This is a genomic window from Streptomyces sp. CRCS-T-1 (assembly GCF_024442335.1).
GTDB classification, from domain to species: domain Bacteria; phylum Actinomycetota; class Actinomycetes; order Streptomycetales; family Streptomycetaceae; genus Streptomyces; species Streptomyces koelreuteriae.
This window is the reverse complement of record NZ_CP101651.1, coordinates 4,103,663-4,125,841: the sequence shown is the minus strand read 5'-3', so window position 1 is coordinate 4,125,841 and position 22,179 is coordinate 4,103,663. Positions and strand designations below refer to the sequence as shown.

Annotated in this window: 20 protein-coding genes and 1 tRNA gene; 14 read left to right on the top strand and 7 right to left on the bottom strand. The window is 73.0% G+C overall.

The features are described from left to right. Positions 1 to 45: 45 nt before the first annotated feature. Both NNW99_RS18605 and NNW99_RS18600 read left to right on the top strand, forming a co-directional pair. Positions 46 to 129, top strand: a tRNA-Leu gene (locus NNW99_RS18605). 322 nt (positions 130 to 451) lie between these two features. Then, entirely contained in the window at positions 452 to 997 is a 546-nt protein-coding gene (locus NNW99_RS18600) for a LuxR C-terminal-related transcriptional regulator (protein WP_215120269.1), read from the top strand. Here NNW99_RS18600 and NNW99_RS18595 read toward each other — a convergent pair. The 3 genes from NNW99_RS18595 to NNW99_RS18585 all read right to left on the bottom strand — a co-directional run bounded on the left by NNW99_RS18595 (position 981) and on the right by NNW99_RS18585 (position 4,806). After that, positions 981 to 1,517 carry a helix-turn-helix domain-containing protein gene (locus NNW99_RS18595; RefSeq protein ID WP_215120268.1) on the bottom strand — a complete coding sequence of 179 codons (537 nt, stop codon included), beginning with the start codon at positions 1,515 to 1,517 and terminating at the stop codon, positions 981 to 983. The two genes, NNW99_RS18600 and NNW99_RS18595, sit on opposite strands and share 17 nt — an antisense overlap. A gap of 63 nt (positions 1,518 to 1,580) precedes the next feature. After that, the gene (locus NNW99_RS18590; RefSeq protein WP_215120267.1) at positions 1,581 to 4,031 is read right to left on the bottom strand and encodes an ABC transporter permease; all 2,451 of its coding nucleotides are present in this window, start codon (positions 4,029 to 4,031) and stop codon (positions 1,581 to 1,583) included. A gap of 52 nt (positions 4,032 to 4,083) precedes the next feature. Further along, positions 4,084 to 4,806 (bottom strand): ABC transporter ATP-binding protein, encoded by a 723-nt coding sequence (locus NNW99_RS18585; RefSeq protein WP_215120266.1) that lies wholly within the window; start codon positions 4,804 to 4,806, stop codon positions 4,084 to 4,086. 159 nt (positions 4,807 to 4,965) lie between these two features. Between NNW99_RS18585 and NNW99_RS18580 the strand changes: the two genes are divergently transcribed. The 3 genes from NNW99_RS18580 (at position 4,966) to NNW99_RS18570 (ending at position 8,331) form a co-directional block, all read left to right on the top strand. Next, complete coding sequence (locus NNW99_RS18580) at positions 4,966 to 6,237, top strand: sensor histidine kinase (RefSeq protein WP_215120265.1); 1,272 nt, start codon at positions 4,966 to 4,968, stop codon at positions 6,235 to 6,237. Beyond that, complete coding sequence (locus NNW99_RS18575; protein WP_215124344.1) at positions 6,227 to 6,886, top strand: response regulator transcription factor; 660 nt, start codon at positions 6,227 to 6,229, stop codon at positions 6,884 to 6,886. Before NNW99_RS18580 ends, NNW99_RS18575 begins: the two co-directional genes overlap by 11 nt. A 197-nt stretch (positions 6,887 to 7,083) precedes the next feature. Further along, the gene (locus NNW99_RS18570; RefSeq protein WP_215120264.1) at positions 7,084 to 8,331 is read left to right on the top strand and encodes a cytochrome P450; all 1,248 of its coding nucleotides are present in this window, start codon (positions 7,084 to 7,086) and stop codon (positions 8,329 to 8,331) included. 13 nt (positions 8,332 to 8,344) lie between these two features. On the opposite strand, the gene NNW99_RS18565 is transcribed toward NNW99_RS18570, so the two are convergent. Continuing rightward, positions 8,345 to 9,268, bottom strand: a complete 924-nt coding sequence (locus NNW99_RS18565) for an NAD(P)-dependent oxidoreductase (RefSeq protein WP_215120263.1) — start codon at positions 9,266 to 9,268, stop codon at positions 8,345 to 8,347. Then, positions 9,265 to 10,362, bottom strand: a complete 1,098-nt coding sequence (locus NNW99_RS18560; protein WP_215120262.1) for a ScbA/BarX family gamma-butyrolactone biosynthesis protein — start codon at positions 10,360 to 10,362, stop codon at positions 9,265 to 9,267. The genes NNW99_RS18565 and NNW99_RS18560 overlap by 4 nt, the downstream gene beginning before the upstream one ends. A gap of 172 nt (positions 10,363 to 10,534) precedes the next feature. On the opposite strand from NNW99_RS18560, the gene NNW99_RS18555 reads away from it, so the two are divergent. From NNW99_RS18555 to NNW99_RS18540, 4 genes are all read left to right on the top strand, one after another. Continuing rightward, a complete protein-coding gene (locus tag NNW99_RS18555) occupies positions 10,535 to 11,200 on the top strand; it encodes a ScbR family autoregulator-binding transcription factor (RefSeq protein WP_215120261.1) in 666 nt (221 codons plus the stop codon). A 107-nt stretch (positions 11,201 to 11,307) separates the two neighbouring features. Continuing rightward, a complete protein-coding gene (locus tag NNW99_RS18550) occupies positions 11,308 to 12,741 on the top strand; it encodes a DUF2252 domain-containing protein (protein WP_215120260.1) in 1,434 nt (477 codons plus the stop codon). A gap of 59 nt (positions 12,742 to 12,800) precedes the next feature. Beyond that, positions 12,801 to 13,670 carry a hypothetical protein gene (locus NNW99_RS18545; protein ID WP_370869143.1) on the top strand — a complete coding sequence of 290 codons (870 nt, stop codon included), beginning with the start codon at positions 12,801 to 12,803 and terminating at the stop codon, positions 13,668 to 13,670. A gap of 65 nt (positions 13,671 to 13,735) precedes the next feature. Then, positions 13,736 to 14,065, top strand: a complete 330-nt coding sequence (locus tag NNW99_RS18540; protein ID WP_215124342.1) for a rhodanese-like domain-containing protein — start codon at positions 13,736 to 13,738, stop codon at positions 14,063 to 14,065. A 37-nt stretch (positions 14,066 to 14,102) separates the two neighbouring features. Here the strand turns inward: NNW99_RS18540 and NNW99_RS18535 are convergent, their stop codons facing one another. Continuing rightward, positions 14,103 to 15,236: an acyl-CoA dehydrogenase family protein gene (locus NNW99_RS18535; protein ID WP_215120259.1), complete on the bottom strand. Its 1,134-nt coding sequence runs from the start codon at positions 15,234 to 15,236 to the stop codon at positions 14,103 to 14,105. Positions 15,237 to 15,516: 280 nt separating this feature from the next. On the opposite strand from NNW99_RS18535, the gene NNW99_RS18530 reads away from it, so the two are divergent. From NNW99_RS18530 to NNW99_RS18520, 3 genes are read left to right on the top strand one after another with little or no spacing between them, the layout of a single operon-like run. Next, a complete protein-coding gene (locus tag NNW99_RS18530) occupies positions 15,517 to 16,272 on the top strand; it encodes a DUF5819 family protein (RefSeq protein ID WP_215124341.1) in 756 nt (251 codons plus the stop codon). Further along, positions 16,269 to 17,486: an HTTM domain-containing protein gene (locus tag NNW99_RS18525; RefSeq protein ID WP_215120258.1), complete on the top strand. Its 1,218-nt coding sequence runs from the start codon at positions 16,269 to 16,271 to the stop codon at positions 17,484 to 17,486. The genes NNW99_RS18530 and NNW99_RS18525 overlap by 4 nt, the downstream gene beginning before the upstream one ends. Then, positions 17,483 to 18,223, top strand: coding sequence for an RNA methyltransferase (locus NNW99_RS18520; protein WP_215120257.1), 741 nt, complete (start codon positions 17,483 to 17,485; stop codon positions 18,221 to 18,223). The genes NNW99_RS18525 and NNW99_RS18520 overlap by 4 nt, the downstream gene beginning before the upstream one ends. On the opposite strand, the gene paaN is transcribed toward NNW99_RS18520, so the two are convergent. Next, positions 18,220 to 19,911: a phenylacetic acid degradation protein PaaN gene (gene paaN / locus NNW99_RS18515; RefSeq protein ID WP_215120256.1), complete on the bottom strand. Its 1,692-nt coding sequence runs from the start codon at positions 19,909 to 19,911 to the stop codon at positions 18,220 to 18,222. The two genes, NNW99_RS18520 and paaN, sit on opposite strands and share 4 nt — an antisense overlap. 160 nt (positions 19,912 to 20,071) lie before the next feature. On the opposite strand from paaN, the gene NNW99_RS18510 reads away from it, so the two are divergent. Continuing rightward, entirely contained in the window at positions 20,072 to 21,589 is a 1,518-nt protein-coding gene (locus NNW99_RS18510; RefSeq protein WP_215120255.1) for a 3-hydroxyacyl-CoA dehydrogenase, read from the top strand. Beyond that, entirely contained in the window at positions 21,586 to 22,176 is a 591-nt protein-coding gene (locus NNW99_RS18505) for a TetR/AcrR family transcriptional regulator (protein WP_215120254.1), read from the top strand. The genes NNW99_RS18510 and NNW99_RS18505 overlap by 4 nt, the downstream gene beginning before the upstream one ends. Positions 22,177 to 22,179: the final 3 nt, after the last annotated feature.

The window sequence follows — 22,179 nt, the reverse complement described above, 5'->3', positions numbered from 1 at the left end:
AGGCGCCCGGCCCGCAAGGGACAGGAGCCCAGGACACACCCAAATGCGCGGGTGGCGGAATAGGCAGACGCGCTGGATTCAGGTTCCAGTGCCCGCAAGGGCGTGGGGGTTCAACTCCCCCCTCGCGCACAGTGAGAACCGATGAAACGGGTCTCTGCCGGTGACGGAAGTCACGGCAGGGGCCCGTTTCTCGTGTCCGTGATTCCTGTGAGGCATCACACAGCCTGGTCAGGCCCCACGACCGTTCGCACGCGTGAGCTATCTCACGGCTGCCGGGGCCTCGCTGTGAGCCACCGGTTCCGGTGGGTCGGGTGGTACCGCGGTACCACCCGGACGCCGAAGAGTCGCCTCCGGTCCCAGGGGCCGGGCGGGCCGCGCTCCTAGCTTCGACATCAGACACCGCGGCGCGTCCGCGGGCCGGTCCGAGTCGAGGCAGGAAAGGCCCCCACCCATGATCGAAGCGCGCGAGCTGACGAAGCGCTACGGCGACAAGACGGTCGTCGACCATCTGAGCTTCACCGTGAAGCCCGGCGAGGTGACCGGGTTCCTCGGCCCCAACGGGGCGGGCAAGTCCACGACGATGCGCATGATCGTCGGCCTGGACGCCCCGACCCGGGGCTCGGTCACCGTGGGCGGCACGGCGTACGCCCGGCCCGAGGAACTCGTCTCCGGCATCCACGCGGTCGCGACCGGCGACGCCGTGGTGGCTCCCCGGCTGACCCGGCGCCTGCTGGACGCCTACGCCCATCAGGTCCTGGCACCGGCCGACCCGCCCGTGCCGGATCCGCGGCTCGGGGCCCTCAGCGACCGCGAACGCGAGGTGCTGGTCGCGATCGGGCAGGGCTGGACGAACGCGGAGATCGCCGAACGGCTCGTGCTCAGCGAGTCCACCGTGAAGAAGCACGTCGGACGGGTCCTCGCCAAGATCGGGGCACGGGACCGGATCCAGGCCGTGATCACCGCCTACGACGCCGGGCTGGTCAGGGCGAAGTCCTAGATCCGGCATCCCCCAGGGTCCGTCCGGGGGCGAAGCGCTCCCGGACGGCCGGGTCGTCCAGGAGGCGGGGCGGGTAGCCGGGGCCGGTGCGGGCGGTCAGGTCCCGGTGGTGCAGGGGCTCGCCGCAGGAGGAGCAGACGACCCGGGCCTGGGTGTCGTGGTCGCAGGACGTGTGGTGCAGGACGACCGGGGCGCCCTCGTCGCCGGCCAGCCAGCGGTCGCCCCAGGCGTTGATCGCCGCGAGCACGCCGAAGAAGTCGCGGCCCTTGTCCGTCAGCAGGTACTCGTGGCGCACCGGGTCGGTCTGGTAGGCGCGCCGCTCCAGCAGGCCCTCGGACTCCAGGCGGCGCAGCCGGTCGGTGAGGGTGTTGCGGGCGATGCCGAGCGTGCCGATGAAGCCGTCGAAGCGGGACTCGCCGTAGAAGACCTCGCGCAGCACCAGCAGGGTCCAGGCGTCGCCCAGGATGTCGGCGGTGCGGGCGATGGAGCAGGGCCAGGTGTCGAACGAGGTCCGTCGCATGGCTCCACTTTATGGGGCTCCTGCCTGTTGGTCTCATGATGAGATCCACCCGCTCTCGGGGTCTCATTCCCGTACGCCTGCCAGTTCGACCGGGCGGCGGCGCAGGGCGAGTGCCGCGGGGAGCGTGGCGGAGACGACGGCCAGGAGGGTGCAGGCGGCCGCCGTCGTGCCGAGGGCCTGCCACGGGAGGGTGAGGGCGGGACGGACCGAGAGCAGCGCGAGGGCGCTCCACATGCCGGCGAGGTTGAGGGCGGCGGCGAGGAGGCCGAGGAGCGTGCCGGCGGCGACGACGGTGAGGGCCTCGGCGGCCGTCAGACGCAGGACCTGCCACCGGGTGGCGCCGGTCAGCCGCAGCACGGCCAGGTCGCGGATCCGGTCGGAGGTGGCCATGACCGTGGTGTTGGCCACGGAGATGCCCGTGTAGAGGAGGGCGATGCCGAGGACGAGCAGAAGGCCGAGGCGGGTGGTGCGGTTGGTGCCGGGGGCGGTGGCGTCGAGCCATTCCTGGCGGGTGAGGACCTGTCCGTTCCCGGTGCCGAGCGCTTGGCGCAGGGCGGTGGCGACGGTGTCCGGGTTCGCGCCGTCGGCCAGGGCCACGTCGACGCGGTCGGGTGTGGCGCCCGGGGCGTTGCGGGGGGTGACGTAGACGCCGTTGTCGCCGGTGCCGGTGGACATCACGGCGGCGATCCGCAGGGTGCGCGGTGTGCCGTCGCCGAGCCACACCCGGACCCGTTCGCCGACCCGGTGCTCCTGCCACTCCTCGTTGACGATGATCGAGTCGTCGTCGAGGTCGGTCGTGCTGCCCGCGCTGAGCGGAAGGCGTGCGGTGGCCGCCAGGAGGGCGGGGGTCGCGGCGCGGGCCTCGGAGCGGACGAGGGCCACGCCGTCCTCCAGGACGTGGACGGCCGTCGTGGACGTCGGTGACACCTCGGCTCCCGGTACTGCTCGCAGTCTGCGGAGGGTCGCGGTGTCGAAGGTCGTTCCGGCCGCCGGGGTGACGACGAAGGCGGCGGTGGTGCGCTCGCTCGCCTCGGTGGCCTTCGCCGTGTTGAGGGTCCCGGTGGCGCCGAGCAGGGAACCCGCGAGGGCGACCGTGACCAGGACGGGGGCCGCGAGGGCGGCGGTGCGGCGTACCCCGGCGGCGGTGTTCTCGCGGACCAGCAGCCCGCCGGCACCGGGCAGGAGCGCGGGCAGCCAGGTCAGCAGCCGGGTCAGGGGGCGCAGGAAGAGCGGTGCGAGCAGGGCGGTCGCGGTGATCAGCAGCATCGGGCGGGTGATGTACGTCTTGCGCTGGAGGAGGTCGCCCGGGGCGTCGGTGAGGGCGAGGGCGAGCGTCACGGCGGACGTCAGGAGGAGGGCCGCACCGCAGAGGAGGCGGCCGGGGGTCAGGGTCCCGCTGTCCGCCGAGGCCTCGCGCAGGGCTGCGGTGGGGGCGGTGCGCCCGGCCCGCCAGGAGGCCGCGGTCGCTCCGCCGAGGGCCACGAGCAGGCCGGTCCAGAAGGCCACGTGGTAGGGCCAGGTGTGGTCGCCGATGGTGAACCAGGCCGGGGCGAGGCCCTCGGCGGCCACCCGGTCGGCCAGCAGCGGTGCCGCGTAGGAGCCGAGGGCGCAGCCTGCGGCCGAGGCGAGGGCGCCGACGGCGAGGGCCTCGGCGAGGACGCTCCGGCGGATCTGGCCCGGGGTCGCCCCGGCGGTGCGCAGCAGGGCGAACTCCCGGCGCCGCTGGGCGACCGCGAAGGCGAAGGTCGACGCCACGACGAACACCGACACGAACGCGGTGACGCCCCCGGCGGTGCCGAACAGGGAGTTCATCGCGGTGAGCGCCTCGCTGTCCCGGTCGGGATCGGCGTCGGCGAGGCGGCGCGCGTTCCCGGTGAGGACCTGGGCGCTGTCGCCCACGGCCTTCCGCGCGGCTGCCGGGTCCGCCGTGACCGCCAACTGGTAGATCGGAGGGGACAGTTCGGCGGCGCGGGCGTCGGTGAAGAAGACGGCGTTCTCGAAGCCGCGGGAGGTCAGGGTGCCGACGACACGTACGGTGCCCCGGTCGGTGCGGAGTTGCAGGCCGGGGCGGGCCCAGTCGCCGGTGACGGCTACCTCGTCGGCGGTGCGGGGCGCGCGGCCGGTGGCGAGGTCGTAGGGGGCGAACGCGGCGGTGGACCAGGGGTGGCCGACCAGGTCGGCGGGGGCGTCCGCGGCGCGTACGGGGAAGGAGCGGTCCGCGACGACGGGCCCCAGCATCCGCAACTCCTCGATCGCCGCGGCGGGCACCGGGCGCGGGTGGGCGAGCCGGGACGTGCGGTCGCCGATCGGGGTCGGTACGCGCAGGGTGTCCTGGCCCTTGACGACGACCGGGGCGGCGGCGAAGCGCTCGGGGCCGCGCTCCGGGGCGGTGGCGGAGGAGGCCAGGGCCAGGCCCATCACGGTGAGCAGGGCGACGCCCAGCGAGAGCGCGACGAAGCTGCCGGTGAAGGTGACCCAGCGGGTGCGCAGGGTGCGGAGGGCGATGCTCAGCATGGGAGGGCCTCGGGGTGGTGGGGTGTGTGGATGGCGGTGGTCCTCGGGCGGGTCACGCGCACGGCGCGGCCTCCAGGCGAGTCATCCGGGCCGCGACCGTCTCGGCGTCCGGGTCGGTCAACTCCCCGTGGACGCGGCCGTCGACGAGGAAGAGCACGCGGTCGGCGTGCGCGGCGGCGACCGGGTCGTGGGTGACCATGACGACCGTCTGGCCCTCGCGGTCGACCATGGCGCGCAGCAGCCCGAGCACCTCACGCCCGGTCCGGGTGTCCAGCGCACCGGTCGGCTCGTCGCCGAACAGGACCTCGGGGCGGGTGATCAACGCCCGGGCCAGGGCGACGCGTTGCTGCTGGCCGCCGGAGAGCTGGGACGGTCGGTGCCGGGCCCGGTCGGCGAGGCCGACCTGCTGGAGTGCCTGACGCACCCGGGCCTTCGGGACGCGGCGGCCGGCCAGGCGCAGCGGCAGGGCGACGTTCTGCTCGGCGGTCAGCGAGGGCAGCAGGTTGAACGCCTGGAAGACGAAGCCGACGCGCTCGCGGCGCAGCAGGGTCAGCCGCCGTTCGCTCAGGCCGGTCAGTTCCGTGCCGCCGATCGTGACCGAGCCGGAGGTGGGCCGGTCCAGGCCCGCGGCGCACTGGAGCAGGGTGGACTTGCCGGAGCCGGAGGGGCCCATGACGGCGGTGAAGGTCCCGGCGGGGAAGGAGAGCGACACCCCGTCGAGTGCGGTGACGGCTCCGTACGTCCTGGTGACCGAGTCCAGCTGGATGGCGTTCATGTCCCTACCTCGTGTCGACTGACCGGGCTTCAACTGAATCCCGCGAGGGCGGGCCGGCGCAGTGCGGCGGGACCTAGATCCGGGGTAGGGCCAGGCATACCCCCGGGCCTCCGTCCGAGCCCATGGCCGGGCCCCCGACCGGCCTCTACGGTGATCTCCATGCACCCAAGGAACGTGTGGCAGGCCCTGTCCCGCCCGGGCTACGCGCTGTCGGCGTGGCCCTGGCGGTCCGCCGGGTATCTGCTCACAGGCACGCTGACCGGAGTCGTCTTACTCGTGGGCATCGTGCTGTCGGCGGTCGCGGGCGGGGTGCTGGCGCTCGCGCTGGTGGGGCTGCCGCTGCTGCTGTGCACGGTCCTGGCGGGCATCCCGGTGGCGGCGCTGGAGCGGCTGCGGCTGCGGCTGGTCGACCCGGAGCCGGCGCCCGACCCGCACGAGCCGCCCGGCGACCCGGGCCTGCGGGCCTGGCTGACGACGCGGCTGCGGGAGCGGGCCACCTGGCGGGAGTTCGGCCACGCCCTGCTGTTCGCGGGGCTGTTGTGGCCGGTCGACGCGCTCGCGCTCGCGGTCGGGCTGCTGTGCCCCTTGACCGTGGTCGCCACGCCGGTGCTCCTGGCCGTCTTCGGTGAGGCGAAGGTGCTCAAGGTGTGGCTCGTCACCGGCTGGCCGGCCGCGTTCGGATTCGCGCTCCTCGGGCTGGTCCTCCTCGTCCTGGGCGCCTATCTGCTGGGGGTCGTGGCCGGGGCCAGGGCCGGGCTGACGCGGCTGCTGATCGCGCCGCGCGAGGCCGACCTGGGGGCCAGGGTGGTCGAACTGGCCCGGTCCCGGGTGCGGTTGGTGGACGCCTTCGAGGCGGAACGGCGGCGGATCGAGCGCGATCTGCACGACGGGGCGCAAGTGCGGCTCGTCGCCCTGACGATGACGCTCGGCCTGGCCCGTCTCGACGCCCCGCCCGGCCCGCTGGCCGACCAGCTCGCCAAGGCCCACGAGGAGGCGGGCACGGCCCTCGCCGAACTGCGCGAGCTCATCCACGGCATCCACCCCAAGGTCCTCGCCGACTACGGACTCGAAGCCGCCGTCACCGACGCCGCCGACCGCTCGGCCGTGCCCGTGGACGTCGATCTGGAGCTGTCCGGGCGGCTCTCCCAGGCCGTCGAGGCCGCTGCGTACTTCGTGGTGTGCGAGGCGCTCGCCAATGTGGGCCGGCACAGCGGGGCGAGCCGGGCGGAGGTGAGCGGCGGGCATCGCGACGGCCGGCTGTTCCTGCTGGTCCGCGACGACGGGCGCGGCGGTGCGCGGGCCGGTGCGGGCAGCGGACTGACCGGACTCGCCGACCGGGTGTCGGTGCTCGATGGCAGACTCACCCTGTCCAGCCCGCCCGGCGGACCGACCCTGCTGCGTGTGGAGATCCCTTGTGAGCCTGCGAGTTGACCGGCCGCTGCGCGTCGTCCTGGCCGAGGACAGCGTGCTGCTGCGGGACGGGCTCGTCGGGCTGCTCGGCCGCTGCGGGCACGAGGTCGTCGCCGCCGTGGGGGACGCCGAGGCGCTGGTCACGGCGGTCGGGGAGCACGCGCCGGACGTGGTCGTGACGGACGTACGGATGCCGCCCGGCTTCCAGGACGAGGGCCTGCACGCGGCCGTACGGCTGCGTGAGGAGCGGCCCACGTTGCCCGTCCTGGTCCTCAGCCAGTACGTGCAGCGCCGGTACGCCGCCGAGCTGCTGGACTCCGGCGACGGCACGGGCGTCGGCTATCTGCTGAAGGACCGCGTCGGCCAGGTCGAGGAGTTCGTGGAGGCGCTCGGCGAGGTGGCCGACGGCGGCACGGTCGTCGACCCGGAGGTCGTACGGCAGTTGCTGCGCCGCCGCCGCGACCCGCTGGAGCGGCTCACCCCGCGCGAGCGTGAGGTGCTGGCGTTGATCGCGCAGGGCAGGTCCAACGGCGCGATCGCCCGCGAACTGGTCGTCTCCGAGGCGGCCGTGGGCAAGCACATCTCCGGCATCCTCATGAAGCTCGACCTGCCGCCCGCGGACGAGACCCACCGCCGGGTGCTGGCGGTGCTGGCGTATCTGCGGGCGTAGCGGCGCCGAGACAGGCTCTGCCCTGTCCCCGTCCGCTCTGTCCGTGCCTCCTCTGTCCCTGTCTGCTCCGTCCGTGCCTCCTCTGTCCCTGGCCAACACTCTGTGAAGCAGTGGCCAAAACAAACCGGATGGCAAGTTTTTTCGATGGCCGGATCGCACCATGGTTCCCCAGCCTCTGGACCGAGGAGCGAAGTGTCATGGCACAGCAGGCCTGTCCCTTCCTGACGATCGACCCGTCAGGACAGGACCTCTACGGCGAGATATCCCGGATCCGGGACCAGGGCCCGGCCGTGGAAGTGGAACTGCCCGGCGGCGTACGGGCGTGGTGGATCAACGGCCTGGAGCTGAACAAGCGGCTGCTGGCCGGCCCCGAGACGAGCAAGGACGCCTTCCGGCACTGGCCCGCCTGGATCAACGGGGACATCTCCCGCACCTGGCCCCTCGCGATCTGGGTCTCGGTGCGCAACATGGTCACCGCCTACGGCACCGACCACACCCGGCTGCGCAAGCCGATGGCCGCCGCCTTCACCAAGCGGCGCGTCGACGCGCTGCTCCCGCGCGTCCAGGAGATCGTCGACCGGGCCCTGGACGACCTGGAGCGCATCCCGGAGGGCGAAGTCGTCGACCTGCGCGCGGCGTTCGCGGCGCCGGTGCCGCACGAGGTGGTGTGCGAACTCTTCGGTGTACCGCCCGGCGAGGACGGCCCCCGCGCGGCCCTGTACCGCATCATCGACCGCTTCTTCGACACCGCGATCTCCCTGGAGGACGCCCAGGCCAACGGGGTCGAGCTGTACGGCACGCTCACCGCGTTCCTCCAGGACAAGCGCGCGCACCCGGCCGACGACCTGACGACCGCCCTCATCGCCGCCCGCGACGAAGGAAGCCTCAGCGAACAGGAGTTGATGGACAACCTGATCCTGCTGCTCACCGCCGGTTTCGAGACGACCGTCAACCTCATCGACAACACCGTGCACAGCCTGCTCGCCCACCCCGAGCAGCTCGAACTGGTCCGCTCCGGCCGCGCGACCTGGGAGGACGCCCTGGAGGAGTCGCTGCGCCTCGAAGCGCCGGGCGCCATGTCGGGTCTGCGCTACGCCGTCGAGGACATCGAGATCGAGCCGGGCCTGACGATCCCGAAGGGCGACCCGCTCGTGGTCTCCTTCGCCGGTGCCGGACGCGACCCCGAGCGGCACGGCCCGGACGCCGAACGGTTCGACCTCACCCGCGCCACCAGCCGCGACCACGTCTCCTTCGGCCACGGCGTGCACCACTGCCTGGGCCGCCCGCTGGCCATGGCCGAGGCGACGGCGGCCCTGACGTCCCTCTTCGACCGCTTCCCGCGACTGGCCCTGGCCGACCCGTCCCGCCCGCCGAAGCGGCTGCGCTCCATCATCTCGACGGGGCACGAGGAACTGCCCGTACTGCTCCACGGCACCCGTCCGTAAGACGCGGGTGGGGTCAGGTGGCGCCCCGGTCCCGGAGGAACGAGCGGTACCAGGGTGCCGCCCGCGTGAATTCCGCCGCGAAGCCCTCGCCGGGTGAGCAGTCGAGGTCCTTCCAGAAGGCGTCGTCCGCGAACCAGTGGTCGACCGTGAGCATGCCGAGGTGGTGGAGGGCGAGCGGTGTCCCGGCGGCCCGTTCCAGGGCGGTGGCGACATCCACCGAGGCGTCGGCGCCGGGCACCTCCAACCGCGCGCCCACGGCGCCGAGCAGTTCCTGGATCCCGACCGGCTCGGGGTGGTTGACGTGGTGCACTCCGCCGTCGTGCGCCGGGGACAGGGCCGCCGCCGCCACCGCACGGCCCAGGGTGTCCACGTCGATCATCGACTGGAGCGCCGTACAGCCGGTCAGGGTCGCCGACAACTCGCCCAGCAGCCACACCAGTCCGGGGACGACCCAGCGGTCGCCCTCGCCGTAGACCAGGTGCGGCCGCAGCACCAGGCCGCCCGCGTCCAGGACGTGCCGTTCGGCGGCGGCCCGGGTGCGGCTGGTGGCCGACGCGGGCGCGATCGGCACCTCCCCGGGGCGTACGCCGCGGAAGGGGCCCCGGCCGTACACGGCGGCCGTGCTCACGTACACGATCCGGCCCACCCCGGCGCGCACCGCCTCCTCGACCAGGGCTCGTGTGCCCACGTCGTTGACGGCTTCGAGGGTCTCGGCGTCGCCGCTGATCCGGGTGGCGCAGTGCACCAGGACATCGGTGTCCGCGCAGGCGCCGCGCAGGGAGGCCGGGTCGCCGAGGTCGCCGTGGACGGATGCGGGGCCGGGCGGTGTCCGCCGGGACAACTCCCGTACGCGCACACCGGGTCGCTGCCGGGCGGCGGCGGCCACATGGCTGCCGACGAAGCCGCTCGCGCCGGTGATCAGAAGGTTGGCCGTCACGACAGCGACCGTACCCGCACGGGCCGTGCGGAGGTCAGGGTGGCGGTGAAGACGGACTCGCCGCCCTGCCGCCCCGAGACCCGTACGGTCACTTCCCCCGGGTCCGCGCCGAGCACCTCGGTCTCCAGCCGGCAGGGGCTGTGCAGCTCGGCGTACCGGGCGAAGCGGGCCGTCATCGCGCGGGGCAGGAAGGGGTGCCGGCCGGTCGCGGCGGTCGCCGCCTGGCGGGCCGCCTCGAACAGGACCATGCCCGGCACATGGTCGTTGGGGCGGGGGAAGAGGACCGGGTGGCGGGTGTCCACGCGCAGCAGCCAGACACCGGGGCGGTCGGCGGGGGCGAGTACGACGTCCTCGGCGCGGGAGCGGCCCGCCAGCTCGGGCGCGATGCCCTCCAGCAGCGGCACCGGAGTCTCCAGGGCCGTCAACTGCCGCTCGCGCAGTCGGCGGTAGGCGAGCGGCGAGGTGCAGCCGGTGCTGCCGGTGCCGCGGGCGACGAAGCGTCCGGCGCGGCGGAACTCCATCGTCGTCCGCATGCTGCTCAGGCCGCGGCCGCGGCGGCGCACCTCGGAGCACACGACGTCGATGTCGACCGGTTCGGCGGCGTCCGACAGCGTCAGCGCGGACGGGTCGGCCCGGACCGTCAGGTCCCACATGACGAAGTGGGTGTCGGCCGGGGCGCCGAACTCGGCGTGGGCGAGCACCATCGAGGCCTGCCGCAGCGTCTCGCCCACGATCATCGGGTCCTGGTGGCGGTCGTCGACGGGGCCGAAGAAGGGGTGGGCGGCCGGCCAGTGCGCGGTGAAGCGGAAGCGGGTGTCGGAGATTCGGCGCCACCGGGTGGGGAAGACGTCGGTGTCGGTGGTGCGATGGGCGAGGGCGGTGGTGACGGCGCGGCCGGTGGTGCGGCCGGCGGTGTGCGGCCCGCGCTCGGGCGTGAGGGTGGTGTGCGGCCCGCGCTCGGGGGTGTCGGCGGGGTGGGGCTCGCGCTCGGTTTGTGGCGCGTTCTCGACGGCCGCAACGGTTCTGTTTGCCGGAGGGGCCCCGCGTCCGGTCTGATCGTCCGTGGGTGCGCCTAAAGGCCCAGTCTGCGGCATGAGAACCCCCAGGATCGGCTGCCTGGCTGCGATCGGTATGTGATGTGGACGTTTGACTAACATACGGACGAGCCGGTTTTTTTCAAAGGGTGAGCCAAGCCGCTGGGACAGGCTCCCGCGCCCCCGCTGCACAGTGACTTCACAGGGATCGACGGAGATCAGGAGGCACCCGATGGCGCGACAGGAGCGCGCGATCCGCACCCGGCGGACCATCCTGGAGGCGGCGGCGGCCGTCTTCGACGAACGCGGCTACACCTCGGCGACCATCGGAGAGATCCTGGACCGGGCGGGCGTCACCAAAGGCGCGCTGTACTTCCATTTCGGCTCCAAGGAGGAGCTCGCGGTCGGGGTGTTCGAGGAACAGCTCGCGATCACCCTCCCGCCGCAGTCCAGCAAGCTCCAGGAACTCGTCGACTCCGGTCTGGTGCTGGCCCGCCGGCTGCGGTCCGAGCCGCTGGTGCGGGCCAGTGTGGGGCTCGCCCTCGACCAGGGCGCCATGGACCTCGACCGCGCACAGGCCTTCGGGATGTGGTTCGAACAGAATGTGCAGCGGCTGACCGAGGCCAAGGCTCAGGGCGAACTGCTGCAGCACGTCGACGTGGCGGAGACGGCCGAACTGCTGGTCGGCAGCTTCTCGGGGGTCCAGCTCCTGTCCCAGCTGCGCTGCCAGCGGCAGGATCTGGAACGCCGGGTCGTCGTGTTGTTCGAGCATTTCCTGCCGAGTATCTGCGTGCCCGCGGTGCTGGCCCGGATCGATGTCTCGGTGGGGCGGGTGGAGCGGTTGCTCGCCGAGGTGGCGCAGGTGTCGCAAGGGCAGGTGCAGCCCGCTCCCGCGTGAGTTGTCCACAGCCGGGGAGTTGTCCACAGGGTCTGACGCGTTTCAGCCGCCCGGATGTACGGTCGGCACGAGTTGATGTTCGTGCGCGTGCGGGGGAGGCGGTTGGGATGACCAGGGCCGGTGTGGGTTCCGAGAGCATGGCGGAGGACGGGGCGGACCGTCGGCTTCCGCGGGTGCGCGGCTTCGCCGAGTGGCCGTCCGCGGGGTCGCCCAAGGACGAGGGCAAGGCCCTGCGCAAGCGGGTCCAGCGCGGCGCGCACGCCGTTCTCGACCTGGACGCCTCCCGCCCCGACGCGGTGAGCGCGGTCGAGGAGTCGGGCCGCGGCAGGCTCCCCGAGCTCACCCCGATCCGCGTCGGCCGCATGGCCGCCACCCCGTTCGCGTTCCTGCGCGGAGCGGCCGGCCTCATGGCCTACGACCTGGCGCGCACCCCCATGACCCGGATCCGCGCCCAGATCTGCGGCGACGCCCACGCGGCCAACTTCGGTCTGTACGCCGACGCGCGCGGCGGCCTCGTCATGGATCTGAACGACTTCGACGAAACGGTGCACGGCCCCTGGGAGTGGGACCTCAAGCGCCTCGCGGCCTCCCTGGTGCTCGCGGGCCGGGAGGCCGGAGCGGACGAGGACCGGTGCCGCAAGGCCGCGTACGACGCGGTCGGCGCCTACCGCCGCACCATGCGGCTGCTGGCCAAGCTCCCGGTCCTGGACGCGTGGAACGCCATCGCGGACGAGGAACTCGTCTCCCACGCGGACGCCCATGACCTGCTCGGCACCCTGGAGCGGGTCTCCGAGAAGGCCCGCCACAACACGAGCGGCCGTTTCGCCGCGAAGTCGACGCAGGCCACGCCGGGCGGAGGGCGCCGGTTCGTCGACGCCCCGCCGGTGCTGCGGCGCGTCTCGGACGCGGAGGCCGCGGCGGTCGCCGCCTCCCTGGAGGAGTACATCGGCACCCTGCCGGAGGACCGCCTGCCGCTCCTCGCCCGGTACGCGGTGCACGATGTGGCGTTCCGCGTCGTCGGCACCGGCAGCGTCGGCACCCGGTCCTACGTCGTGCTGCTCCTGGACCACCGGGGCGAGCCGCTGGTCCTCCAGGTGAAGGAGGCGCGGTCCTCGGCGCTGGTGCCGCATCTGGCGACGGCCGGTTTCGAGGCGCCTCAGGCCGTGCACGAGGGCCGGCGGGTCGTGCGGGGCCAGAAGCGGATGCAGGTCGTCAGCGACAGCCTGCTGGGCTGGACGACGGTCGACGGCCTCCCCTTCCAGGTCCGCCAGTTCCGCAACCGCAAGGGCAGCGTCGATCCGGCCGAGCTGGCTCCCGACCAGATGGACGACTACGGCCGGATGACCGGCGCGCTCCTGGCCCGGGCCCATGCCCACAGCGCCGATCCTCGCCTCATCGCCGGGTACTGCGGCAAGAGCGAGGAGCTGGACGAGGCGATGGCCGGGTTCGCCGTGGCCTACGCGGACCGTACCGAGGCGGATCACGCGGAGCTGGTCGAGGGGGTGCGGGCGGGGAAGGTCGCCGCGGAGCTGGGGGTGTGACCCCTGAGGTGCTTCCGGCGCGTGGCCGCCCGGGGTGAGGTGTGGCCTAGGCTGGTCGGGTGACGACCCCGGAAGCTGAGCAGGGCGGTGGCGGCGCCGATGAGGAACGGGTGACGCCCGAGGGCGACGCGGCCCACGCCGAAGGTGACGCCGCGCGGCCCGAGGAGCGGCTCGAGCGGGCCGTGCGGGCCGCCGAGCAGGCGTTGATCGAGTACGAGATCGCGGTGGAGACCTTCCGCGTCGAGATCGAGAACTTCTCCCGGCTGCACGAACAGAAGCTCGGCCCGCTGTACGCCCGGCTCGAGGACCTGGACGCCCGGATCCTGGAGGCCAGGGCCGCCCGCAGCGGCGACCCCGACGATCTGCGGCGCGCGGAGGAGGCCAGATCGCGGCTGGCGCCGATCCCCGGCGTCGAGGAGCTGCTGAACGGCTGGATGGACGACAGCGGCCTCTTCCCGGAGGCCGTGGCGATGCTCACGGACCAGGCGGTCCGGCCCCCGCAGCGGGTCCGCCCCAGCGAGGAGGCCCGCAAGCTCTACCGGGACCTGGCCCGCAAGGCGCACCCTGACCTGGCCCAGGAGGAGAAGGAGCGCGAGCGGCGCGAGGAGTTCATCACCCGGGTCAACGCCGCCTACGCCCGCGGCGACGCGGCGGAGCTGCGCGAGCTCGCCGAGGAGTGGGCCAAGGGACCGGAGCTGAAGCGGGGCCCGAGCCGCGCCGAGGAGCTCTACAACCGCCTGGAGTGGCTCGCCCAGCGCAAGGAACTGCTCGCCCTGCTCGCCAAGGAGCTGGAGGAGAGCGCCATCGGCCACATGCTCCAGCTCGCCCCGGACGACCCGGACCGGCTCCTGGACGAGATCGGTCAGCAGCTGCGCACCCAGGTCACCGAGCGGGAGTCGGAGCTGGCCACGCTGCTCGGCGAGGGCTGAGCCGCGTCCCGTCCGGCCCGTGGGGCGGGTCGGGTAGCGTCGGACGTATGAGTTTTGGAGCTGGTGTGCCCACGGTCGGGGTCGCTGACCTCAAGGACGGCGACTTCCTGCTGGACGTCCGGGAGGACGACGAGTGGAAGGCCGGTCACGCCGAAGGGGCGCTGCACATCCCCATCAGCGAGTTCGTCGCCCGGTACGGCGAGCTGACCGAGGCCGCCCCGCAGGACGGCCGCGTCCATGTGATCTGCCGCTCCGGCGGCCGGTCCGCCCAGGTCACGATGTACCTGGCCCAGCAGGGCGTCGACGCGGTGAACGTCGACGGCGGCATGCAGGTGTGGGAGGCGGCGGGCCGTCCCGTGGTGACGGACGACGGGCAGTCGGGGTTCGTCCTCTAGCGCCTCTTTCCTCGGGCGTTCAGGTTTCTCCGGGCGTTCAGGCCAGCGGATGTGCCGCCAGCAGGTCGCCCAGGGCCTCCTCGTGTGCCGCGGCCGGGCCGAGCGACAGCTCCAGGTGCTTGGCCCAGGCGTGGTAGCGGTGCAGGGGGTAGTCGACGTCGGCGCCGAACCCGCCGTGCAGATGCTGCGCGGTCTGCACGACCCGGCGTACGCCCTCCGCCGCCCAGATCTTGGCGACGGCGACATCACCGGCGGCGGGCAGCGCGCCCGGTGACCCCGAGGCGATCCGCCACGCGGCCTGCCACAGCGTGGCCTCCATCGCGCGCAGGTCGATGTAGCGGTCGGCGGCCTGTACGGCGACGGCTTGGAAGGTGGCGATCGGGAAGCCGAACTGCTCCCGCTTGCCCGTGTACTCCGCGGTCATCCGCAGCACGCGCTCCCCGAGCCCGAGGGCCAGCGCGCACGTCCCGGTGGCCAGCAGGTTCCGCAGCCACTCCCACGCCCCGTCGGCGTCGATGACGTCCCGGGCGGTGAGCCGGGCCGACTCCAGCCGCAGCTCGCCGAGGCGCTCACCGCTGGTGGAGAACTGCTCGGCGAGGACGGCCCCGGGGTGGTCGCGCGGCACCAGGGCCAGGACGGTCCGGCCGGTCGCGGTGTGGGCGGGTACGACCGTGACGTCCGCGTCGTAGGCCCACGGCACGGCCGTCTGCACCCCGTCCAGCACCCAGGACCCGCCGTCCTGCCGTGCGGTCACGGCCAGCTCGGCCGGGTCGTGGCCGGTGCGGCCGTGCGCGGCGACGGTCAGCACGATCTCGCCCCGGCCGGCCCGGGCGAGCAGGGCGGACTTCGCCTCGTCACTCCCGAAGGCCTGGACGGCGGCCGCCGCCGCGCCGCTCTCCAGCAGCGGCACCCTGGCCAGCACCCGCGCCGACTCCCGCAGCACCAGGCAGAGCGCGATGGCGTCCAGTCCGGCTCCGCCGTACCGCTCGTCGAGCAGCAGGCTCAGCAGGTCCGCGTCGGCGAGCCGGGCCCACAGGGCGCGGTCGTGGGTGTCGGCGACAGCGCCGGGGGCGAGGGCGGGGCTGGGCACGGCGTCCGGGGCGACCCCGGCGAACACGCCCTTCGCCGCCTCGGCCGCCGCCTGCTGCTCCTCGGTGAAGGTGAAGTCCACGGTGCCTGTCCTTCCGGGCCGATCCCGTTGAGCTGACGGGGCGTCAAGATAGAACAGGTTCTAGAAGAAGGGAATGGGTGTACGGGCGGGCGCCGTAGGGTGTCACTCCTGCCGTACGGTCGGCTTCCGCGCGGTCGGCTCCGCAGTGTGGTGACGGCCACGGCCGGGACCGGCGGACAGGGGCTGTGCCGGGGTGGGTGGCCTGAGTACCGTGCCCGTGCCGACGCCGCGCGGCGTTGTGCGGGCGGTACGAGGGACCGGGATCTGGAACGGGGCGGAATTGGACGCGTACGACGAGGGCTCGAACGCCCGGCACGGGCCGGACGGCCCGCCCGGCCCGTCGGGGCTCGCCGAGCCGGGTCCGCCCGACCCGCCGCGCTCCGGCATCGCCGCGCTCTCCCTCCCGTACCAGATCGGTGTCGCGCTGGCGCTCGCGGTCGTCGCGATCGGGGTCTGTGTGCACATCGCGATGACGTTCCTGCATGTCGCGCCGGCGAACACGGTCACCAAGGAGCACGGCCGGGCCGTGGACGACTGGATCTATCCGGAGTTCGAGCAGAACTGGAAGCTCTTCGCCCCGAACCCGCTCCAGCAGAACATCTCGATCCAGGCCCGCGCCGAGGTGCGCGGCGCGGACGGCGAGAGGCTGAGTACCGGCTGGTACGACCTGTCCGCCGAGGACGGCCGGGCCATCGACGGCAATCTGCTGCCCAGCCACACCCAGCAGAACGAGCTGCGCCGCGCCTGGGACTTCTTCACCGCGACGCACGACAGCGAGAGCCGCCCGGTGGGCCTGCGCGGCTCGCTCTCCGAGTCGTATCTGCGCCGGATCGTGGTCATGCGCCTCGACCGCGACGACGCGGCGGGCGCCTCGGCCGGGGACGGCGGCGTGATCGAGCGCGTCCAGGTCCGCTCCCGCACCACCAATGTGCCCCCGCCGAAGTGGAGCCGGGAGAAGGTGTCCACGACGCCGTCCTACCGGGAGCTGCCCTGGTGGCCGGTGCCGCGGGACGAGGCCCGGGGAGGCGTGCGGTGAACCGCTTCTCGCTGGCCGTCTCGCGCGGCATCGCCCGGGTCACCGAGGCCGCCCTCGGCCCGTACCAGACGGCCGTGATCCGTATCGGCTTCAGCGCGACCTGGCTGCTGTTCCTGCTGCGCGAGCTGCCCCACCGCCATGAGCTCTACGGTCCCGACGGGCCCTGGAGCTGGGGTCTCGCCGAGCAGCTCATCGGGAACAACAAGGCCTTCACCACCCTGATGTGGTCGGACGGGCGGCTCTGGTTCGAGTTCGTCTACGCGCTCGCGATCCTGTCCGGCGTCCTGCTGCTGCTGGGCTGGCGCACCCGCACCATGTCGGTGCTGTTCATGGTCGGGGTGCTGTCGCTCCAGAACCGCAGCGTCTTCATGGGCGACGGCGGCGACAACGTGCTGCACCTGATGTCGATCTACCTGGTCTTCACGCGCTGCGCCCAGGTGTGGTCGCTGGACGCCCGGCGGGCCGCGCGCGCCCGGGACGCCGCCGCGCGCGGCGAGCGGATCACGGACCGGACCGGCCCGGCCCTGTGGGTCGTGCTCGGGGCCGTGCTGCTCGCGGCGACCCTGGCCGGGCGGATGGACGGCGACGACCTGCTGATACCCGTGCTGCTGTGGACCGTGTGGGTGGCGCAGGCCCTGTGGTGGCTGGCCGGGCGCCGTGTGAAGTCCGGCGAACCGCGGATCCTGCTCGACGTCGTCGCCAACATCGTGCACAACGGCGCCCTGCTCGTGATCATGGCCGAGGCGTGCCTGATCTACGCGACGGCCGGCTGGTACAAGATCCAGGGCTCCCGCTGGCAGGACGGCACGGCCGTCTACTACCCGCTCCACCTGGAGTACTTCTCGCCCTGGCCGGCCCTCGCCGACCTGCTGGCCTCCAGCGGCACGATGGTGATGCTCGTGACCTACGGGACGGTCCTCGTGCAGGTCGCCTTCCCGTTCACGCTGTTCAACCGGCGGGTGAAGAACGTCCTGCTGGCGCTCATGATCATCGAGCACGCCGTGATTGCCGTTGTCCTCGGTCTGCCGTTCTTCTCGCTGGCGATGATCGCGACGGACGCGGTGTTCCTGCCGACGTCCTTCCTGCGCCGACTGGGCGGCGGGGCGGCCCGCGCGCGTGACCGGCTGCCGCGCCGGCGGGGCGGGCGCGTGCCCGTGCCCGAACAGCACGCCCCCGAGGGCTCCCGGGACACGCACGTAGGCTTCGGGGCATGACCGACCCCGTGACCGTCTGGCACCGGCTCGCCGGCAGCACCGTCCTGCTCGACGGCTTCCATGCCCTCAAGCACGCGGTGCGGTTCGGCGCCGAGGTGCCGGTGGCGGTCACCGCCGACCGGGCGGCGGCGCTCGCCCTCGCCGACGAGCTGGCCCCGGACGTACGGGACGCGCTGGGCGCGCTGCTCATGGAGGTGCCGCACGAGACGTACGCGTCGTTGGTGCCGCGCCCGCACCCCACCGCCGTGGCCGCGCTCGCCGTGCGTCCCTCGCGCGAGTCCAACCTCGCGCGGCTGGCGCACTCGCCGCGCACCACCCCGGTCGTGGTCCTCGACAACCCGCGCAACCTCGGCAACGCGGGGGCGGTGATCCGGCTGGCCGCCGGCTTCGGCGCGACGGGTGTGGTGACGACCGGGACGGTCGACCCCTGGCATCCCACGGTCGTGCGCGGCGGCGCGGGCCTGCACTTCGCTACGGCGGTGGAACGGCTGGAGGTCCCCGACCTCCCACCCGGCCCGCTGTTCGCCCTCGACCCCGAGGGCGACGACATCCGGGGCATCAAGCTCCCGGACGACGCCGTCCTCGCGTTCGGCTCGGAACGCACGGGCCTGTCACCGGAACTCCGCGCGCGTGCCGACCATTTGCTGTCCCTGCCGATGCGTCCGCAGGTCAGCAGCTACAACTTGGCGACGAGTGTGGCGATGACGCTGTACCACTGGAGCTGCGGAAGTCTTTAGGCCTCCCGCCGCACCTCGACAACCCTGAACCGGTTGGCCACGAACGCCCCGTCACACAGAGCCGCGCTCGCCGCCGGATTCCCGCCCGACCCATGGAAGTCGGAGAACGCCGCCGTCTGGTTCACATACACCCCACCCGTCAGATTCAGCGACAACTGCGCCGCCTCCTCCAGACAGGCCTCCCGCACATCCCGCTCGACCTCCGGGTCGGTCGTGTACGCCCCGACCGTCATCGCACCCTTCTCCCGGACGGTCCGCCGCAGCAACTCCACCGCGTCGGAGGCCGAGTCGACGGCGACGGCGAAGGACACCGGCCCGAAGCACTCGCTCATGTACGCGGCCTCGTCGTCCGGCTTGGCCCCGTCCAGCTTCACGATCACCGGGGTGCGGACGACCGCCCCCGGGAAGTCCGGGTTGGTGATCTCCCGGGACGCCAGGGCGACCTCGCCGAGACCGGCCGCGGCCTCCAGACGGGCCTTCACGTCCGGGGTGACGATCGCCCCGAGCAGCGCGTTCGCCCGGGCGTCGTCGCCGAGCAGGCCGTCGACCGACTTGGCGAGGTCGGCGACCACCTCGTCGTAGGACTTGGGGCCCTGGTCGGTGGAGATGCCCTCCCGGGGGACGAGGAGGTTCTGCGGGGTCGTGCACATCTGGCCGCTGTACAGGGACAGCGAGAACGCCAGGTTGGAGAGCATGCCCTTGTAGTCGGCCGTGGAGTGGACGACGACGGTGTTGACGCCGGCCTTCTCCGTGTAGACCTGCGCCTGGCGGGCGTGGGCCTCCAGCCAGTCGCCGAACTCGGTCGAGCCCGTGTAGTCGATGATCCGGATCTCGGGGCGCGTCGCCAGGGTCTTGGCGATGCCCTCGCCGGGGCGCTCGGCGGCCAGCGCGACCAGGTTCGGGTCGAAGCCGGTCTCGGCGAGCACCTCGCGCGCGACCCGCACCGTGAGCGCGAGCGGCAGCACCGCGCGCGGGTGGGGCTTGACCAGCACCGCGTTGCCCGTGGCGAGGGAGGCGAACAGGCCCGGGTAGCCGTTCCACGTCGGGAAGGTGTTGCAGCCGATCACCAGGGCGATGCCGCGTGGGACCGGCGTGAACTGCTTGGTCAGGGCCAGCGGGTCGCGCTTGCCCTGGGGCTTGGTCCACTCGGCGTTGTCGGGGGTGCGCACCTGCTCCACGTACGCGTACGCCACGGCCTCCATGCCGCGGTCCTGCGCGTGCGGCCCGCCCGCCTGGAACGCCATCATGAAGGCCTGGCCGGAGGTGTGCATGACCGCGTGCGCGAACTCGTGGGTGCGGTCGCTGACGCGCTTGAGGATCTCCAGGCAGACCACCGCGCGCTGCTCCGCGCCCGCGTCGCGCCAGGCCCGCTGTCCGGCCTTCATGGCGGGCAGCAGCACGTCGAGGTCCGCGTGCGGGTACGTCACGCCGAGGTCGAGGCCGTACGGGGAGGTCTCGCCGCCCACCCAGTCGTCGGTGCCGGGCTGGCCCAGGTCGAGGCGGGAGCCGAGCAGGGCGTCGAAGGCGGCCTTGCCCGCCGCGGCGTCCAGGCTGCCGTGCTCCCCGTAGGCCTTGGGGTGCTCGGGGTGCGGGGACCAGTAGGCGCGCGTGCGGATCGCTTCCAGCGCCTGGTCGAGGGTGGACCGGTGCCGGGCGATCAGCTCGTGCGCCGAGAGTGCGGCGGTCATGGGTGACCATCTCCTCGTCTCAAGAACTCTTCGTCGAGTTCATGACCTGGGCAGAAACCTGGGCAGGAACACTCGGACACAGCTAGAGTAACCGAACGATCGGTCGGCTCAAGGGGGTCCGCCGCATCTGTGGAAAACCCCGTGCGGGAGGATCGCGCACATGACAGCACTCGACCTCAGCAGCCCCGTGGCCGTCGTCGGCACCGGCACCATGGGCCAGGGAATCGCCCAGGTCGCGCTGGTCGCGGGCCATCCGGTACGGCTGTACGACACCGTCCCCGGGCGGGCCCGGGAGGCCGCCGACGAGATCGGCGCGCGCCTGGACCGGCTCGTCGAGAAGGAGCGGCTCACCGCCGCCGACCGGGACGCCGCCCGCGCCCGGCTGCTGCCCGCCGAGGCCCTCGCCGAGCTGGCGGACTGCGTCCTGGTCGTCGAGGCGGTCCTGGAGCGGCTGGACGTCAAGCAGGACCTGTTCCGCGAGCTGGAGGGCATCGTCGCCGACGACTGCCTGCTCGCCACCAACACCTCGTCCCTGTCCGTCACCGCCATCGGCGGCGCCCTGCGCTCCCCCGGCCGCTTCGTCGGCCTGCACTTCTTCAACCCGGCGCCGCTGCTGCCGCTGGTCGAGGTCGTCTCCGGGTTCGCCACCGACGTCTCGTCGGCCACGCGCGCGTACGAGACCGCCCGTGCCTGGGGCAAGACGCCGGTCGCCTGCGCGGACACCCCCGGCTTCATCGTCAACCGCATCGCCCGGCCCTTCTACGCCGAGGCCTTCGCGGTGTACGAGGCGCAGGGCGCCGACCCGGCCACCATCGACGCCGTGCTGCGCGAGTCGGGCGGCTTCCGGATGGGCGCGTTCGAGCTGACCGACCTGATCGGCCAGGACGTCAACGAGTCGGTGACGCGGTCGGTCTGGGAGTCCTTCTTCCAGGACGTGCGCTTCACGCCGTCCCTCGCCCAGCGGCGCCTGGTCGAGTCCGGCCGGCTGGGCCGCAAGACCGGCCAGGGCTGGTACGACCACCAGGACGGCGCCGAGCGCCCCGATCCGGACACGGCGGAGCGGCGGCAGCCGCCGGCGTACGTCGTCGCCGAGGGCGACCTGGGTCCGGCGTCCGACCTGCTCGCGATGGCCCGTGAGGCGGGCATCCCGGTCCGCGAGGAGGACGACGACAACGGCACCCGCATGGTGCTGCCGAGCGGCGGCCAGCTCGCCCTCGCCGACGGGCAGACCTCGGTGGAGTTCCGGGACGTCGTCTACTTCGACCTCGCCCTCGACTACCGCAAGGCCACCCGGATCGCCCTGTCCGCCTCCCAGGACACCTCCCCACAGACCCTCGCCGAGGCCATCGGCCTGTTCCAGGCGATGGGCAAGCGGGTCAGCCTCATCGGCGACGTCCCCGGCATGATCGTCGCGCGTACGGTCGCGCGGATCATCGACCTGGCGCACGACGCGGTCGCCAAGGGTGTGGCCACCGAGGAGGACATCGACACCGCGATGCGCCTCGGCGTCAACTACCCCCTGGGCCCCTTCGAGTGGAGCCGGAAACTCGGCCGCTACTGGGCCTACGCGCTGCTGGACGATCTGCACATGCGCGACCCCTCGGGGCGCTACACGCCGTCCCTCGCGCTGTACCGCCACGCCCACGCCTCCGACAAGCGGGAGGGCCCAGCCTCATGACCACCGCCAAGCGCGACACATACACCCCGGACACCCTGCTGTCCGTCGCCGTCCAGGTGTTCAACGAGCGCGGCTACGACGGCACCTCCATGGAGCACCTCTCCAAGGCGGCCGGTATCTCCAAGTCGTCGATATACCACCACGTCGCCGGCAAGGAGGAGTTGCTGCGCCGCGCCGTGAGCCGGGCCCTGGACGGCCTCTTCGGGATCCTCGACGAGGAGCACGCGCGCGTGGGGCGGTCCGCCGAGCGCCTGGAGTACGTCGTGCGGCGCATGGTCGAGGTGCTCATAGCCGAGCTGCCCTACGTGACCCTGCTGCTGCGGGTGCGCGGCAACACGGACACCGAGCGGTGGGCCCTGGAGCGGCGGCGCGACTTCGACCACCGGGTGGCCGACCTGATCAAGGCGGCGGCCGCGGACGGGGATGTGCGCGGCGACATAGAGGTCCGGCTGGTGACCAGGCTGGTCTTCGGAATGATCAACTCGATCGTGGAGTGGTACCGGCCCGACGGGCGCGGCATGAACGAGCGCGAGGTGGCCGACGCGGTGGTGCGGCTGGCGTTCGGAGGGCTCCGGAAGGCCGCCTGAGCC